The organism is Stenotrophomonas sp. SY1 (assembly GCF_021202945.1).
GTDB lineage: Bacteria > Pseudomonadota > Gammaproteobacteria > Xanthomonadales > Xanthomonadaceae > Stenotrophomonas.
On the sequence record NZ_JAJOYR010000002.1, the window covers coordinates 1 to 14094 of the forward strand.

A 14094-nucleotide genomic window follows, 5' to 3' on the forward strand; every position below is an offset into this window, starting at 1 on the left:
GCAGCGTGCGGCCGGGCTCCAAGGAAACAGGAGATCCACATGCTCGTCCTCACCCGTCGTGAAAGCGAAACCCTGTATATCGGCGACAACGTCGTCGTCACCGTCCTGGGCATCAAAGGCAACCAGGTCCGCATTGGCATCACCGCACCGCGCGAAGTGAACGTCGCCCGCCAGGAGCTGCTCGAACCGGTTGAGCTGGCCAAGCGGCAGGAGGCTGCGAACGTATGAGCGGGAAGACCACTCACACCGTGCGCATGGCCAAGGCCACCCACGAAGACGTTGATAGCGCGATGAAGATCGCGGCGCTCATCGAAGGCCTGCACAAGGACCAACACCCCGGCGAAGCCGACTTCTTCGACGCGGATGATACTGGGCATCTGCGCGAACTCTATGACCACGTGATCGCCGCCACCGCAGGTGCCGGCGGCGGCCTGTTTCGCGTTGCCGGCGGCATGCACAGCATCCTGGTCAGCAACATCCTGGACCCCGACGATGACTGCCTCGCCCTTCACCCACGCCTGCAGCCAGTCGTGTGGGAGGCGTCCACCGAAGAGATCGACCAGGCACTCAAGGTTGTCGATTCGCCGGATGCAACGGTCGCCGAGCTCCGCAATGCCGCGCGGATCCTGCGCGCCGAGACCTTGCTCCGCTACCAGCAGCGCACGGCCCTGAGCTTCCGCCTGCAGGACCTGCGTTTCGCCCTTGTGGCCGCCGGCATCGACAACCAGTCGGCGTTGTATCAGGGCCTGCACGACGTCACGGCCACTGCGGAAGCATGGATGCACCCCGACACCCTGGACGCGGCCTCGCAGTCGCACATCCGCGTGCTTAGCGAGGCGCTGGCCAAGGCAACGTTGAAGGGGACCGCATGGGTCGGAATCGATCTTGCCAACAGTCCTGACATGCACGTGGAAGCCGACGTCAGCGAGCAGGGGGTGATCCAAGTTCGCGAGGTGCGCCGTGACTGAGCGCCGCCTCAACAGGACTGAGCGTCGAGCCTTGACGGCGCAGCATCGTGCCCTGCCGGAGCAACTCGTCGAGATCCCCACGCATCTGTGGCCACCCAGCGCGATCGCGCTCAAGGCCCCGCCCGAGCGTGTCTGGCGTAGCCGCAGCTTCCTGGTGCAGCAATACGTGGTGGACGGCGCACCGACGCGCCTGTCGATCAATCGCCTGCGCATGCTGGGCAACGGCCGCTGGGCCGACGGCATCACGTGGGACGAGATCCAGAACCTCAAGGCGCAAGCCGGATACGCCGAGCGCTACGCCGTGGAGATCTTCCCTGCAGCGCGCGATCTCGTCGACGTGGCCAACGTTCGTCATATCTGGCTGCTCGACGAGCCGCCTGCCTATGCCTGGAGGCGCAATGAAGCACCGCGCTCCGTGGACTGAGGACGAGGACGAGACCATGCGGCTCAACTATCCCCTCTTCCCTGCGTTCCTCGTTGCCCACGTGCTGGGGCGCACGCTCGGTTCCGTGCATCGGCGCGCCAAGACTTTGCGCCTGTCGAAATCGCCGCAGTTCAACCAGCACCCACTGGCACACCTTTGGAACGGAACGCAGGCCCCGGAGAGCGTCGCCGCGCGCTTCCAACCTGGGCAGGTACCGGTCAATAAGGGTTTGCGGCGCCCCGGATGGCACGCGGGGCGCATGAAGGAAACCCAGTTCAAGAAAGGCCGTGCAGCACATGAGGCACGCAACTACGTGCCAATCGGCACCGAGAAAATCGAGCCCAAGCGAAAGGTACTGATGCGCAAGGTGACCGACGATCCGAATCTCTTCCCAGCGAATCGCTGGCGCCCGGTCCACGTCATGGCATGGGAGGCAGCAAACGGCGCGGTACCGGAAGGACACATCGTGATCTTCAAGCCCGGCATGAAGACCTTTGTTTCCGCCGAAATCACCGTCGACCGGCTCGAGGTCGTGACGTTCGCCGAGAACATGCGCCGCAACAGCTACCACACCAGATACCCGAAGGATCTGGCCGAGCTCGTGATGCTCAAGGCCCGCCTTACCCGAGCCATCAATCGCCGCAATAAGGAGCAGCGCGATGAAGAACAAAGTTAGTGATGTCCGCGACCACCTGGTCGCGATGCTTGAGAACTTGGGCGACGACACCGCGTCGCCCGAAAAGATGGCTCTGACCATCGAGCGTGCTAAGGCAACGTCCTTGGTGGCCAACACCTACATCGGCGCGGTCAAGGTCGAGCTGGATGCAATTGAGCTCCACCACGAAGTCGGCCGCACCACTGTCGCAGTGGAAGCGCCGCAAAACCCCGCCCTTCCTGGACGCCGCCAATGAACACGCCTCGCAACCCCATTCTGCTCGGACAGGCCGAAACCATCGACCTGCTTCTGCCCGCGGTGCGCACCATGCTGCAGCGCCAAGGGATCTATCTGGCCAGCGACAGCGCGCGCCCGGGCTTCACCGTGCCGCTGGTGTTCAACGCAGATGGCCTGTGGTCACTGCAGCTCGATAGCCAACTTGACCCAGAACACTTCAATCGGACCGTCCAGATTGCTGGTCCGTTCTATGCCCCCGGGGAAGTGATTGCCGCACCCGACGTCGCATGCACATGCCCCAGTGGCGACGGCTCCCTACGCTACCCCTGCCCGAAACACGCCAACGAATGCCGACCCGCCGTCGCCGCAACCGTTGCCGAAATGGAAACTGTTGCCACCGTCGCCGCAGCGCCGGGGATCGATCATGCCTGCGCTGCTCTGGCCCACCTCTCCAATGCACTGGATGACCTTCAGTACAGCCCAGATCAGCGGCCAGTCCCGCTGATCCGCGAAGCCATGTGGCACGTGCAGCAGATGCAGGCCACCAGCGCCGAGGTGGGGTCGTGAACGGCCCGTCGAATCTGGGGTTCACCATCGAGAACCGGTCCGGCGTCGACGTTCTGGTGTTCGCCAACGACAGCTGCCGACCGGCGATGGAAACCGAGGTGGCCATGTGGCAACGCCTGAACGCCGCTTCCAAGCACATCACCCATGTGGTCGTGGCCGATACCGACGAGTTCGGTACCGTCGCCTGTGGCTACTCGGGGACGCCCAACGACATCGCGCGCGCGGTGATGGCCAAGGCCTGTGGTCAGGGCTACACCGGCACCTATGAGGCCCGTATGGAGGAACTCGGCTGGCGTGTCGCGCCGGTGTTCCTGGTGCCCGCGGCTGGCGCCTCACTGGCAGCCAATTGGCCCGCAGACCGAGACCCTGTCGGTACCATCATTGAGCACACGGATGCCGCGCCGTCCTTCCAGGACAGCGTGGGCGCCTGGATGGCCGAGTGCTTCTTCCCCTCGCTCTACAGCAACATGACCGAGCGCGGAGACCGCCTGCTCGAGGAAGTGCTGGAGCTGTTGCAGGCTCATGGGTACGACCGGGCACGCGTGCCCACGCTGGTGAATTACGTGTTTGGGCGCCCGATTGGCCAGCCGGCACAGGAGGTTGGCGGCGTCATGGTCACGCTCGCCGCGTACTGCTGGGTCGCAGGCCTGGACATGCACTCCGCTGGCGATGTCGAGCTGGCGCGTATCAACCAGCCGGCGGTGATGGCGAAGATCCGCGCAAAGCAAGAATCGAAGAACGCGCTGCACTTCGACACCCCGCTACCCGGTCCCTCCCCCGCAGCGCCGGGGCTCGACCTGACGACAGCCGAAGTTGATGTGATTGAGGCTCTGTTGGCGCTGGCCTACGCGGCGTGGAATGCCGCAGACAACGGAGAGGACAACGGCGAGAGCCTGACCATAGAGCGCAGTGAGTTCGCTGCAGTCGGGAAGGCGCTCGACACCCTGGACGAACTTCCCGATGACAGACCCGGGGAGGTGATGGAGGCTGCCGCAAAAGCACGATGGGCGCTTCGTCGTGTGCTCTCTGCCCCGCTGGCCGACGCCAGCCCCAAGGGCGGCAGCGATGCTCCAACGCGTGACCATATCGACGCAGACAATGGCCTCCGCAGCTACCCGTGGACCTACCAGAATCAGCCGGGGAACCTTGGCGCGAGCGCGTTGGGCGACTGTGCCCGCCTTGCTCACCCGGGCGGTGACTCCATCGATCACGGCCTGTCACTGCTGCGCGAATTGCACGTTCGCGGGTTCGGGATCGTTCGCGTTGCCAAGCTGGCCACCGGCGCCGAGGTGAAGTCGTGAGCAGATGGGAAACATACAACCCGATTACCCACTGCATTGAGACGCCCGACGGGACTGTTGTGGCGGCGGAAATTATCGACTCAATTGAATGCTTGGCTGACTTGTTCTACGTGATGCAAATCCGCTCCGAACAGCGAAAGCAGATGCCCGTGAACAACGGCGCGGGAGGCGAATAATGTCGATTCCTGCATTCCCCCTCGCATGGCCGGTTGGCTGGCGGCGCACACCAGCCGGCGACCGCGCCAATGCCAAGTTCGGCAAGCGCGTCCGCAGCACCCAGGGCAGCTGGAACACCAAAACCGAGCTGACCATCGCGCAGGCCCTCGAGCGCGTGCGCACCCAGCTGCAGATGATGGGCATTCACGACGATGACCTGGTTGTCAGCACCAACCTCGAGCTGCGCCTGGATGGCTGGCCACGTTCGGGCCAGCGCGAACCCAGAGACCCGGGTGCGGCGGTGTACTGGTCGGATCGCTTCAGCCGCGGAGAACCGCCGCGCTGCATGGCAATCGACCGCTACGACCGCGTGGCCGACAACCTGGCCGCCGTGGCCGCGACGCTGGAAGCAATGCGGGCAATCGAACGTCATGGCGGTGCCGAGATCCTCGAGCGCGCCTTCACCGGCTTCACCGCCCTTCCGGGTGCCACTCGCGAACCGTGGGCGAACGTACTCGACGCTGCGGATCCGCTGGGCAGCTACCGCCGCCTGCGTTCCCAACACCACCCCGACAACGGTGGCGATCGCGATAAGTTCGAGCGCGTGCAGCGCGCGTGGGAAGACTACCAACAGGAGGCATGCGCTTGAAAACCCTAGCCGTTTCTGAGTTCCGGGCGGCGATCGACGCCCAAAACGTTGATCGCGAAGACATCGCCTTCATCTGCCCACGGTGCGCGACGGTGCAGTCAGCACGCAGCCTCATTACCGCGGGTGCCGGCGCTGACCTTGCCTCCGTCGAAAAGTACCTTGGCTTCTCTTGTGTCGGCCGATTCACCGGTGCCGGCAGCGCGCGCGCCCAGCCCGATGGGGCTCCGTGCAACTGGACTTTGGGCGGCCTGTTCGCGCTCCATGAGCTCGAGGTGGTCACCGAAGACGGAAAGGCCCATCCGCACTTTGAAGTGGCCACGCCTGACCAGGCACGCGCAATCATCCACGGCGCGGGGGTGTCGGAATGAAGCTTCGGCACATGAAGATGGCGCGCGCCGCGTATCGGCAAGGCTGGAGCGGCACGCGTCAGGGCGCGACGGTGTGCAAGTGGCACCGGATGTTCAGGGCGGTGCGCAATGGATGACCAGCAGCGCGCCAGGGAGTTGCTGGCTGCGGAGATTGATCGGGATGGATTTCACAAAGCAGCGGCGTGGATTCGAGACCCGAAAAAAGCCACGACATACGCCGAAGATGAAGCGCTCCGCGCCATCACCGCCGCCCTGCGCGCCGCGCCGGAGGGGTTCGTGCTGGTGCCAGGAGAAGTGCTCCGCATGATGGTCGGTTGCGCCTATCCGGTTTCAACCGAGATTGACCCCCGGGGATACAGGTGGTCGGAGGCGTACTTGGACGAGGCGCGGCCGCATATGCAGGCTGCCTTGGCCGCCGCCCGCCCGCAGGAGAGTGAAGAGTGAGCAGACGTTACGGCCGGAACCAGCGCCGGCGGGCGCGCGAACAAGTCGCACAGCTCGAGGCCCAAGCTGTGGTGCTCGATCAACGTACCAGGCGCGCAGAGATCAATGCCGCCCAGCTTCGGTGCCAGCTGGACGACGTCCGGGAGGCGCTGGGCCCACACTTCATGGGACTTCCACCGCAGATGCTCGCCGGCGAGATCTGGCGCCTCTACGAACTGGACCGGGCCCGCCTGCCGGGACCATCAGGTGACGCGGTCGAAGTGCGTGCGATGACCTTCGACTGCATCGTCGACAGCACCCACCAGACAAACTTCCTTCACTTCCTGGTGCGCTTGGCAGGTGGGAAGGCGGCCTACGCAATTTCGTCAGCAGCGTTGCTAAACGCGCCAGCCGAAGCTGTGGCGCGCCAAATTGGCCGCCAGATTGCCACCCGCTTAGTCCGTGATCTCAGGAGCGCAGGCCTGCGATGAGCACTGCGCAATCTCGAGGGTTGCCGAGGGTGAACGAGGGCGCCAACGTGCTGCCCGCGTCCCCTACCCAACTGGCATCGCCCAGCCCGCTGCCTGCGCTCTATTCAGAGGAGCAGGTGGCCATTTGGCTCGGTGTGTCAGTGCGGACGCTGCAGCGTCTCCGCAAGGCGGGCCAGATCCGTTGGCGCGACCTGTGCGGCACCCCTAAATACACATTGGAAGATCTTGAATGGCTGTTGACGCAAAATCTAAACGGGCCGGTGACCCGGACCGCATCGTCTACCGAATCACCGATGAATACGCCATCGTCCGACGCGACGGCTCACCGCTGCTCTACCTCGAGTGGCGGGAGAACGGGCGGCCAGTCCGGCGCTCTACGCGCAGCGCAGATCTTGGGCAGGCCAAGCAGACAGCCCGGAAGCTGATCCTGGAGCACGCCGAGGTGCGGGACGCGCTGCCGGCAGATGCTGGCATCGCCGACGTCATCGAGCGCTACTACCTGCGGCACGGCCAGCACCTGGCCAGCGCGGACACCGCAAGGCGCGCCACGGACGTCTGGGCCGAATACTTCACCGACGACACGGTCGATACCCTGCTGCCGGCCCGGCAGCGCGCGTTCTTGAAATGGATGGTGGTGGTAAAGGGCTGGACGGAATCCTATGCACGCCGTGTGCTCGGCGTGGGCAAGGCTGCACTGAACCTTGCTTGGGAAGACCAGGAGATCACCCGCGTGCCATTCGTGCGCCTGCCGCCGATTGGCGCGGGCTATCCCCACTACGCCAAACGCGAGCAGCTGGTGCGCTTCCTCAACCAGGACATGCCCGAGCACGTGTTCACCTACTGCATGATCCGGTTGAACACCGGCTGCCGCGGCGATGCCACCCTCGATCTACAGCCGTTCCAGGTCGACGCACACATGGGGCTGATCAACCTCAATCCCGCGGGTCGACAGCAGACGAAGAAGTTCCGGCCCATCGTGCCGCTGACCGAGTTCCTTGCTGCGTACCTGGCCACGCTGCCGAAGGCGACGCACTACGTGAACTGGCATGGCAAGAAGGTCAGCAGCGTGCGCACGACGTGGCGGAAGCTCCGCAAAGACGCAGCCCTGCCGGTATGGTTCATTCCGAAAATCATGCGCCACACCGTCGGTACCGAGCTGCGTCGTCGCGGCGTAAAGGGCTGGGACGTGAGCGGCCAGATGGGCCACAAGAAAGGCGAGAGCTCGCCGACCACAGAGAACTACGCCAAGTTCGATCCGGAGTACCTCGCCGGCGCGAAGAAAGCGCTTGATGATTGGATGTTGGAGTTGTCGGCAGAAGTGCCGAGGATGCGCGATGCCAGTGCGATGACACAACAAGCTGGCATTGCTGATACTGCGTCCACCGAAACCGTTGCTACTGCGAGGTTTCAAGTGGTGGGCGGTACAGGGTTCGAACCTGTGACCCCTACCATGTCAAGGTAGTGCTCTACCGCTGAGCTAACCGCCCTTCTCAGCAACAATTTGTTCGTTGCGAGGGCGCGTATCTTAACCAACGAAACCGGGTAGGACAATAGATTTTTGAAAAAATCTTCACATTGACCCGCTCAGCCCAGATTGGCCTCCTTCAGCCGGTGAATCTGGTCGCGCACCCGGGCGGCATCCTCGAACTCCAGATCGCGCGCGTGCTGGTACATCTGCTGCTCCAGCTCCTTGATACGGGCGCCGAGCTTGGCCGGGTCCAGCGGCAGGAAGTCCGGTTCCGGCTCGGCCACGCGGCGGCCCTTGCCCTTGGCGGCGGATTTGGCCGAGCCGTCGTCATAGGCGCCCTCGAGAATATCGACGATGGGCCGGGCCACCGATTTGGGCACGATGCCATGCGCCTCGTTGTACTCCACCTGCTTCTGCCGGCGACGGTCGGTTTCGTCGATGGCCGCCTGCATCGAGCGGGTCATCTTGTCGGCATACAGGATCGCCTTGCCGCGCACGTTGCGGGCGGCGCGACCAATGGTCTGGATCAACGAACCGGTCGAGCGCAGGAAGCCTTCCTTGTCCGCGTCCAGAATCGCCACCAGCGACACCTCCGGCATGTCCAGGCCTTCGCGCAGCAGGTTGATGCCGACCAGCACATCGAACTTGCCCAGGCGCAGATCGCGGATGATCTCCACGCGCTCCACCGTATCGATGTCCGAATGCAGGTAACGCACGCGGATGCCGTGCTCGCCCAGGTACTCGGTCAGGTTCTCGGCCATGCGCTTGGTCAGCGTGGTGACCAGCACACGGTCGCCCATCTTGATCCGCGCATTGCACTCGGACATCAGGTCATCAACCTGGGTGCCGACCGGGCGGATCTCCACCTGCGGGTCGATCAGGCCGGTCGGGCGCACGACCAGTTCGGTGATCTCCTCGCCCGACTCACGCAGTTCGTACGGACCAGGCGTTGCCGACACGTAGATGCTGCGTGGCGAGCGTGCCTCCCATTCCTCGAAACGCAGGGGGCGGTTGTCCAGCGCCGACGGCAGGCGGAAACCGAACTCCACCAGCGTTTCCTTGCGCGAGCGGTCGCCCTTGTACATCGCACCGATCTGCGGAATGGTGACGTGCGATTCGTCGATGACCAGCAAGGCATCGGCCGGCAGGTAATCGAACAAGGTCGGCGGCGGCTCGCCCGGGCCCTTGCCGGTGAGGTGCCGCGAATAGTTTTCGATGCCGTTGCAGTAGCCCACCTCGGCCATCATCTCCAGGTCGTACTGGGTGCGCTGGGCCAAGCGCTGCGCCTCGACCAGCTTGTTCTGCGCGTACAGCTGCTCCAGCCGTTCCTTCAGTTCGACCTTGATCGTCTCCACGGCGGCCAGCACCCGCTCGCGCGTGGTTGCGTAGTGGGTCTTGGGGTAGATCGTATAACGCTGCATCCTGCGCAGGCTTTCGCCGGTGAGCGGATCAAACATGCTCAACTGTTCGATCTCACCATCGAACAGTTCGATACGCACCGCTTCGCTGTCCAGTTCGGCGGGAAACACATCGATCACCTCGCCGCGCACACGGAAGGTGCCGCGATGCAGTTCGTACTCGTTGCGCGTGTATTGCAACTGGGTGAGATGCTTGATCAGGTCGCGCTGATCGATGCGCTCGCCCTTGGACAGGATCAGGCGCAGCGACAGATAGTCTTCCGGCGCGCCCAGGCCATAGATCGCCGACACCGTCGCCACCACGATCGCATCCGGTCGCGACAGCAACGTTTTGGTCGCCGCCAGTCTCATCTGCTCGATGTGCTCGTTGATCGAACTGTCCTTCTCGATGAAGGTATCCGACGACGGCACATAGGCCTCGGGCTGGTAGTAATCGTAGTAGCTGACGAAGTACTCCACCGCGTTGTGCGGGAAGAACGCCTTGAACTCGCCGTACAACTGCGCGGCCAGGGTCTTGTTCGGCGCCATCACCAGCGTCGGCCGCTGCACCTGCTGCACGACGTTGGCGATGGTGTAGGTCTTGCCCGAGCCGGTCACCCCGAGCAGCGTCTGCTTGGCGATGCCGGCCTCGAAGTTTGCCACCAGCTTGTCGATGGCGGCGGGCTGGTCACCGGCTGGCGAGTACGGCGATACAAGCTGGAAGCTGTCGGACATGTCGGGTACTGGCGCGCGTGGACTGTCGAGTATAGCCAGCCACGGGATGACGATCGGGCAAGGCACAACCCCACGTTCAGTCAGGTGCGCAACCGGCTGCCCGGCGCCATCGCCGCTGGCAACCATGGCCGGTCCTCCCCGCCACAGGTCGCGCGATGCCCGATGCCGCCACGTCCCGCCCCTCTGCTCCCGCGCACAACGGCGGCATCACCCTGGTCGAACTGATCACCTGCCTCGCCGTATTGGCGTTACTGTCGGCCATCGCCGCACCGTCGTTGAAAGCCTTGCTGGAACGGCATCGCGCGATCGCCGCCGAGCACGTGTTGATCCGCCATCTGAACCTGGCACGCATGGCTGCGGTAACCCACGGGAACACGACGGTACTGTGCCCTTCGCTTGATGGCCGGCGATGCGCACGCGGCAGCGACTGGAACATAGGCTGGCTGCTGTTCCTGGATCGCGATGGCAACCGGGCGCCCGACCGCGCCAGCGACGTCCTCCGCGCCGAAACCGGGCCCGCATCCCGGCACCTGCGCCTGGTCGGCACCCGTGGCCGATCCGGCGTCCGTTACCTGCCCGACGGGCGCAGCGCCGGCTCCAACCTCACCATTTCCATCTGCAATCAGGACGGCACCCTGCTCTCGCAGATCATCGTCAACAACGCCGGACGCGTACGCAGCCAACGGCCCGCGGCGGCACGGCGCTGCCCCGGATGATGCGAAAACCCGCCGCGCAAGTGTTGCGCACCTCGCTCAGGACGATTAGAATGCGCCTCCCCGCCCGAATAGCTCAGCCGGTTAGAGCACTTGACTGTTAATCAGGGGGTCGTTGGTTCGAGTCCAACTTCGGGCGCCAAGCATTCAACAAAAAAGCCTGCGAGCAATCGCAGGCTTTTTTGTTGCCCGCAGTTCGCGAGTCCACGGGCATTCGTAGGAGCGGCTTCAGCCGCGAAGCTGGGGATGTGTCCACTGGGCACGGATACCGGCGATTGCAATCGCCATGGCGGCCAGGTCTCTCCGCAATGTTTCGATCCATGCAATGCAATTCCATGCCTGCCGAAGCCCGCAATTGGCAGGCCGGGATGAAATCCCGACATATGCGATGCCAATGCAACGTGGGTCATTGGCGCTGCAGCCCAGATTGTTGAGGCGCGATAACGACGCTGCTGATGTGGAGGCCTCGTGAGCCATCGGGCCGATGCGCAATCGCCGTCGTGCATTCTGCAATTGCGTGCACTTCCGGCATCGCCCGGAATCATCAGCTTCGCGGCTGAAGCCGCTCCTACAACAGGCTGCGGCACCACAAACGCCGGGCAAAGAAAAAGCCGCGATTGCTCGCGGCTTTTTCAGTATCTGGCGCCCGAAGTTGGACTCGAACCAACGACCCCCTGATTAACAGTCAAGTGCTCTAACCGGCTGAGCTATTCGGGCGGGGAGGCGCATTCTATACGCATGTTACGCGCGATGGTAGGGGTGATTGGCCAACATTGCCGCTGCGCGATACAACTGCTCGGCCACAACCAACCGCACCAGCATGTGCGGCAAGGTCAGCGGGCCGATCGACCACTTTTCATCGGCAACCGCAGACACTTCTGCTGCATGCCCTTCCGGGCCGCCGATCAGGAATGCAAGATCGCGCCCCTGCGAACGCCAATGCTCCAGACGCTGCGCCAACTGCTCCGAACTGAGTTGCCGCCCCGGCACATCCAGCGCCACCACGTACGGATTTTTCGGCAGCGCCGCCAACACGCGCCTGCCTTCATCTTCGATGGCGCGCTTGGGATCACGGCCCTTGCCGCGCAGGCCAGGTTCGATTTCCACCAACTCCAGCGGCAACCAGTGCGACAAGCGCTTCTGGTACTCGGCAAAGCCCTGTGCCACCCAGGAAGGGGCACGCTCGCCGGTAGCGATCAACCTGGCTTTCATGTCACGGCCTCCAGCGGGCGTTGAAACGAAGACGGCGCCCTGCGGCGCCGTCGCGAAGCATGTTGCAGGAAACGATCAGCGATCGTCCTGGTCATCCTCATAGGCTTGCGGCGGCTGGTCACCCACCGTCCACAGGCGCTCCAGCGCATAGAACTCGCGCACGCGCGGCAGCATGACGTGGACGATCACATCGCCCAGATCCACCAGCACCCACTCCGCTTCGCGCTCGCCCTCCACACCCAGCGGCATGACGCCCAGGTTCTTGGCAAAGCGCACCACTTCATCACCAATGGATTTCACGTGGCGGGTGGAGGTACCGGAAACGACGACCATGAAGTCGGCGACGCTGGACTTGCCGCGAACGTCGATCTCCACCGCGTCCTTGGCCTTGATCTCTTCCAGCGCGGCGTGAACGGACGCCAGCAGGGCCGGAACGGACGGCGGCGGGCTGGGCAATTGGGTCTTGATGACTTGGGCTTCGGAGGTCAAAACGGCAGAACTCGATGAATAAGGGGTCGATTATAGAGAACCCGGCGGCAAGCGGCATTCACGACGGTCAACGGCTGATGTACAGCCCGTTGGCTTGGATGTAGTCAGCTACCGCCCCGGGCACCAGCGACTGCCACTGTCCGCCCCCGGCAATCTGTTCACGCACGGCGGTCGCCGAGCCGGCATGCAGCGGTTGATGCAGGCACCAGACCCGCCCGGCAGCAGTTTCCAGCAATTCTTCGGCAGAACCTGCCCAGGCCCCGTGCAGGCGTTGGGCCAGCGGCTCGGGCAGCTGGCCGTCCAGGGCGTTGCCGGAGCGGTCGGCCACCACGATGTGGGCCAGGTCGAGCAGATGCTCCCACTCGTGCCAACCGGGCAGGCCAAGCAGGCTGTCGGCGCCCATCAGCAGTGCCAGCGGCTGGCCCATGCCGACGTCCTCGCGGATCTCGCGCAGGGTATCCACGGTCCACGACGGCACCCCCGGATGCTGCTCGGCACGCCGCAGTTCGCGCAGGTCGATGATGAAATCCGGATCGCCGGCCACCGCCAGTTCGAGCATGGCGGCCCGTTGCAGCGCGTCGGCGCCCGGCGGCGGGCGATGCGGTGGATCGGCTGCCGGCATCAGCCGCACCGGCACATTCAGCTCACGGGCCGCGCTGTGCGCGATCGCCAAGTGGCCGTTGTGGATCGGGTCGAAGGTGCCGCCGTAGAACAGCAGCAGCGAATTGGTGTTGACCTGGCGCTGCCGGACCGGCGCCGGCTGCGGCGCCGCCTCAGCGCGCACCGCGCACCAGCAGGCGCACCGCCTGGGCCTCGGACAAGGCTATCAGCAGCCGCTCCAGACCCAGCCACGGATCGCCGTCGGCACGGCCTTTGGCCATGCGATCCACCTGCGAGGCCTCAGCGACGAAGCGCTCCCAGCGGCGCGGATCAGGATGCCGCTGCAAGGCACGCTTGAACGGCGCCTGGCGCGACTCCCAGATGCCCTTGGCCTTCATTTCGCCAGCCAGATTGCCGCCACTGGCCTGGACCCGGGACAGCCCGGCAGTCAGCAGCAGCTCACGGATCAGGATCGGCATCAGCGCGGCCACCGCTTCGCCTTCAGCGCGCAGCCCGGCCAGCATCCGCAGTACCGCCTGCGGCTGCCCGGAGAAGGCGGCTTCGCTGAGGCGGAACACGTCATAGCGGGCGGCATCGGCCACCAGCGATTCCATTTTTGCCACGTCCAGCGACTGGCCGTCGGCGAGCAGCGCCAGCTTGTCGATTTCCTGCGCGGCGGCGAGCAGATTGCCTTCCACGCGCTCACTCAGGCGTTGCACCGCAGCCGGCTCGGCGCGCAGGCCTTTCGCGCGCAGGCGGCGTTCGATCCAGTCACCCAGCTCATGCGGCTTGATCGCCCAGGCCACCGACAGCACACCGACCTTGCTCACCGCTTCGGCCCATTTGCCCTGGTGTGCCTTGCTCCACTCGCCTGCGGTGATCAGCAGCACCACATCGTCAGCCGGACGTGCGCAGAAATCACTGATGACCTCGGCGCCTTCCTTGCCCGGCTTGCCGCTGGGCAGGCGCAGCTCGACCAGGCGCCTGGCGCTGAACAGGCTGGGCGCATTGAAGCTGGACGCCAGTTGGCCCCAGTCGAAATCGCGGCCGTCCGCGTCAAACACTTCGCGTTCGCCGATGCCGTCGGCGCGGGCCTTGGCTCGCACCGCATCGGCTGCTTCGATCACCCGCAGCAACTCGGGGCCGGCAATCAGGTAGACCGGCGCAAGCGCCTGGCCACCGATCTGGCTGATCAATTGTTCCGGGCGCAGTTCCATGGCTCAGGCAGCCTGCGGGGCGCG

At 64.5% G+C, this 14094-nt stretch carries 17 protein-coding genes and 3 tRNA genes; 13 read left to right on the plus strand and 7 right to left on the minus strand.

Annotated features, from left to right (window positions below; genetic code table 11):
• Window positions 1–39: 39 nt before the first annotated feature.
• From csrA to LR961_RS11565, 11 genes are all read left to right on the plus strand, one after another.
• Complete coding sequence (gene csrA / locus LR961_RS11515) at window positions 40–228, plus strand: carbon storage regulator CsrA (protein WP_232149346.1); 189 nt, start codon at window positions 40–42, stop codon at window positions 226–228.
• On the plus strand, window positions 225–968 hold the full coding sequence (locus LR961_RS11520) for a hypothetical protein (protein WP_232149347.1): 744 nt from the start codon (window positions 225–227) through the stop codon (window positions 966–968). The genes csrA and LR961_RS11520 overlap by 4 nt, the downstream gene beginning before the upstream one ends.
• Window positions 961–1392, plus strand: coding sequence for a hypothetical protein (locus tag LR961_RS11525; RefSeq protein WP_232149348.1), 432 nt, complete (start codon window positions 961–963; stop codon window positions 1390–1392). Before LR961_RS11520 ends, LR961_RS11525 begins: the two co-directional genes overlap by 8 nt.
• Window positions 1367–2068, plus strand: coding sequence for an HNH endonuclease (locus LR961_RS11530; RefSeq protein ID WP_232149349.1), 702 nt, complete (start codon window positions 1367–1369; stop codon window positions 2066–2068). Before LR961_RS11525 ends, LR961_RS11530 begins: the two co-directional genes overlap by 26 nt.
• Window positions 2052–2303 carry a hypothetical protein gene (locus LR961_RS11535; protein WP_232149350.1) on the plus strand — a complete coding sequence of 84 codons (252 nt, stop codon included), beginning with the start codon at window positions 2052–2054 and terminating at the stop codon, window positions 2301–2303. Before LR961_RS11530 ends, LR961_RS11535 begins: the two co-directional genes overlap by 17 nt.
• Complete coding sequence (locus tag LR961_RS11540; RefSeq protein ID WP_232149352.1) at window positions 2300–2851, plus strand: hypothetical protein; 552 nt, start codon at window positions 2300–2302, stop codon at window positions 2849–2851. The genes LR961_RS11535 and LR961_RS11540 overlap by 4 nt, the downstream gene beginning before the upstream one ends.
• Window positions 2848–4152 (plus strand): hypothetical protein, encoded by a 1305-nt coding sequence (locus LR961_RS11545; protein WP_232149354.1) that lies wholly within the window; start codon window positions 2848–2850, stop codon window positions 4150–4152. The genes LR961_RS11540 and LR961_RS11545 overlap by 4 nt, the downstream gene beginning before the upstream one ends.
• Window positions 4153–4327: 175 nt before the next feature.
• Complete coding sequence (locus tag LR961_RS11550; RefSeq protein ID WP_232149355.1) at window positions 4328–4957, plus strand: J domain-containing protein; 630 nt, start codon at window positions 4328–4330, stop codon at window positions 4955–4957.
• Window positions 4954–5325: a VVA0879 family protein gene (locus tag LR961_RS11555; protein ID WP_232149356.1), complete on the plus strand. Its 372-nt coding sequence runs from the start codon at window positions 4954–4956 to the stop codon at window positions 5323–5325. Before LR961_RS11550 ends, LR961_RS11555 begins: the two co-directional genes overlap by 4 nt.
• A gap of 108 nt (window positions 5326–5433) precedes the next feature.
• Window positions 5434–5769 carry a hypothetical protein gene (locus LR961_RS11560; protein ID WP_232149357.1) on the plus strand — a complete coding sequence of 112 codons (336 nt, stop codon included), beginning with the start codon at window positions 5434–5436 and terminating at the stop codon, window positions 5767–5769.
• Window positions 5766–6239: a hypothetical protein gene (locus LR961_RS11565; RefSeq protein ID WP_232149358.1), complete on the plus strand. Its 474-nt coding sequence runs from the start codon at window positions 5766–5768 to the stop codon at window positions 6237–6239. The genes LR961_RS11560 and LR961_RS11565 overlap by 4 nt, the downstream gene beginning before the upstream one ends.
• A 1412-nt stretch (window positions 6240–7651) precedes the next feature.
• Here the strand turns inward: LR961_RS11565 and LR961_RS11570 are convergent.
• Window positions 7652–7726, minus strand: a tRNA-Val gene (locus LR961_RS11570).
• Between the two features lie 97 nt (window positions 7727–7823).
• Window positions 7824–9839 (minus strand): excinuclease ABC subunit UvrB, encoded by a 2016-nt coding sequence (uvrB, locus tag LR961_RS11575; protein WP_232149359.1) that lies wholly within the window; start codon window positions 9837–9839, stop codon window positions 7824–7826.
• 155 nt (window positions 9840–9994) lie between these two features.
• On the opposite strand from uvrB, the gene LR961_RS11580 reads away from it, so the two are divergent.
• Window positions 9995–10555: a GspH/FimT family pseudopilin gene (locus tag LR961_RS11580; RefSeq protein ID WP_232149360.1), complete on the plus strand. Its 561-nt coding sequence runs from the start codon at window positions 9995–9997 to the stop codon at window positions 10553–10555.
• Window positions 10556–10617: 62 nt separating this feature from the next.
• Window positions 10618–10694, plus strand: a tRNA-Asn gene (locus tag LR961_RS11585).
• A 498-nt stretch (window positions 10695–11192) separates the two neighbouring features.
• On the opposite strand, the gene LR961_RS11590 is transcribed toward LR961_RS11585, so the two are convergent.
• The 5 genes from LR961_RS11590 to holA all read right to left on the minus strand — a co-directional run bounded on the left by LR961_RS11590 (window position 11193) and on the right by holA (window position 14070).
• A tRNA-Asn gene (locus LR961_RS11590) sits at window positions 11193–11269 on the minus strand.
• A gap of 24 nt (window positions 11270–11293) precedes the next feature.
• Window positions 11294–11764, minus strand: coding sequence for a 23S rRNA (pseudouridine(1915)-N(3))-methyltransferase RlmH (gene rlmH / locus LR961_RS11595; RefSeq protein ID WP_232149361.1), 471 nt, complete (start codon window positions 11762–11764; stop codon window positions 11294–11296).
• Window positions 11765–11839: 75 nt separating this feature from the next.
• Window positions 11840–12253, minus strand: a complete 414-nt coding sequence (rsfS, locus tag LR961_RS11600) for a ribosome silencing factor (RefSeq protein WP_232149362.1) — start codon at window positions 12251–12253, stop codon at window positions 11840–11842.
• 67 nt (window positions 12254–12320) lie between these two features.
• Window positions 12321–13037, minus strand: coding sequence for a nicotinate-nucleotide adenylyltransferase (gene nadD, locus LR961_RS11605; RefSeq protein ID WP_232149363.1), 717 nt, complete (start codon window positions 13035–13037; stop codon window positions 12321–12323).
• Entirely contained in the window at window positions 13027–14070 is a 1044-nt protein-coding gene (gene holA, locus LR961_RS11610) for a DNA polymerase III subunit delta (RefSeq protein WP_232149364.1), read from the minus strand. The genes nadD and holA overlap by 11 nt, the downstream gene beginning before the upstream one ends.
• Between the last annotated feature and the right edge of the window lie 24 nt (window positions 14071–14094).

Coding starts and splice junctions, on each gene's coding strand:
- csrA (WP_232149346.1), top strand. CDS start 40: ATGCTCGTCCTCACCCGTCGTGAAAGCGAAACCCTGTATATCGGCGAC.
- LR961_RS11520 (WP_232149347.1), top strand. CDS start 225: ATGAGCGGGAAGACCACTCACACCGTGCGCATGGCCAAGGCCACCCAC.
- LR961_RS11530 (WP_232149349.1), top strand. CDS start 1,367: ATGAAGCACCGCGCTCCGTGGACTGAGGACGAGGACGAGACCATGCGG.
- LR961_RS11535 (WP_232149350.1), top strand. CDS start 2,052: ATGAAGAACAAAGTTAGTGATGTCCGCGACCACCTGGTCGCGATGCTT.
- LR961_RS11540 (WP_232149352.1), top strand. CDS start 2,300: ATGAACACGCCTCGCAACCCCATTCTGCTCGGACAGGCCGAAACCATC.
- LR961_RS11550 (WP_232149355.1), top strand. CDS start 4,328: ATGTCGATTCCTGCATTCCCCCTCGCATGGCCGGTTGGCTGGCGGCGC.
- LR961_RS11560 (WP_232149357.1), top strand. CDS start 5,434: ATGGATGACCAGCAGCGCGCCAGGGAGTTGCTGGCTGCGGAGATTGAT.
- uvrB (WP_232149359.1), bottom strand. CDS start 9,839: ATGTCCGACAGCTTCCAGCTTGTATCGCCGTACTCGCCAGCCGGTGAC.
- LR961_RS11580 (WP_232149360.1), top strand. CDS start 9,995: ATGCCCGATGCCGCCACGTCCCGCCCCTCTGCTCCCGCGCACAACGGC.
- rlmH (WP_232149361.1), bottom strand. CDS start 11,764: ATGAAAGCCAGGTTGATCGCTACCGGCGAGCGTGCCCCTTCCTGGGTG.
- holA (WP_232149364.1), bottom strand. CDS start 14,070: ATGGAACTGCGCCCGGAACAATTGATCAGCCAGATCGGTGGCCAGGCG.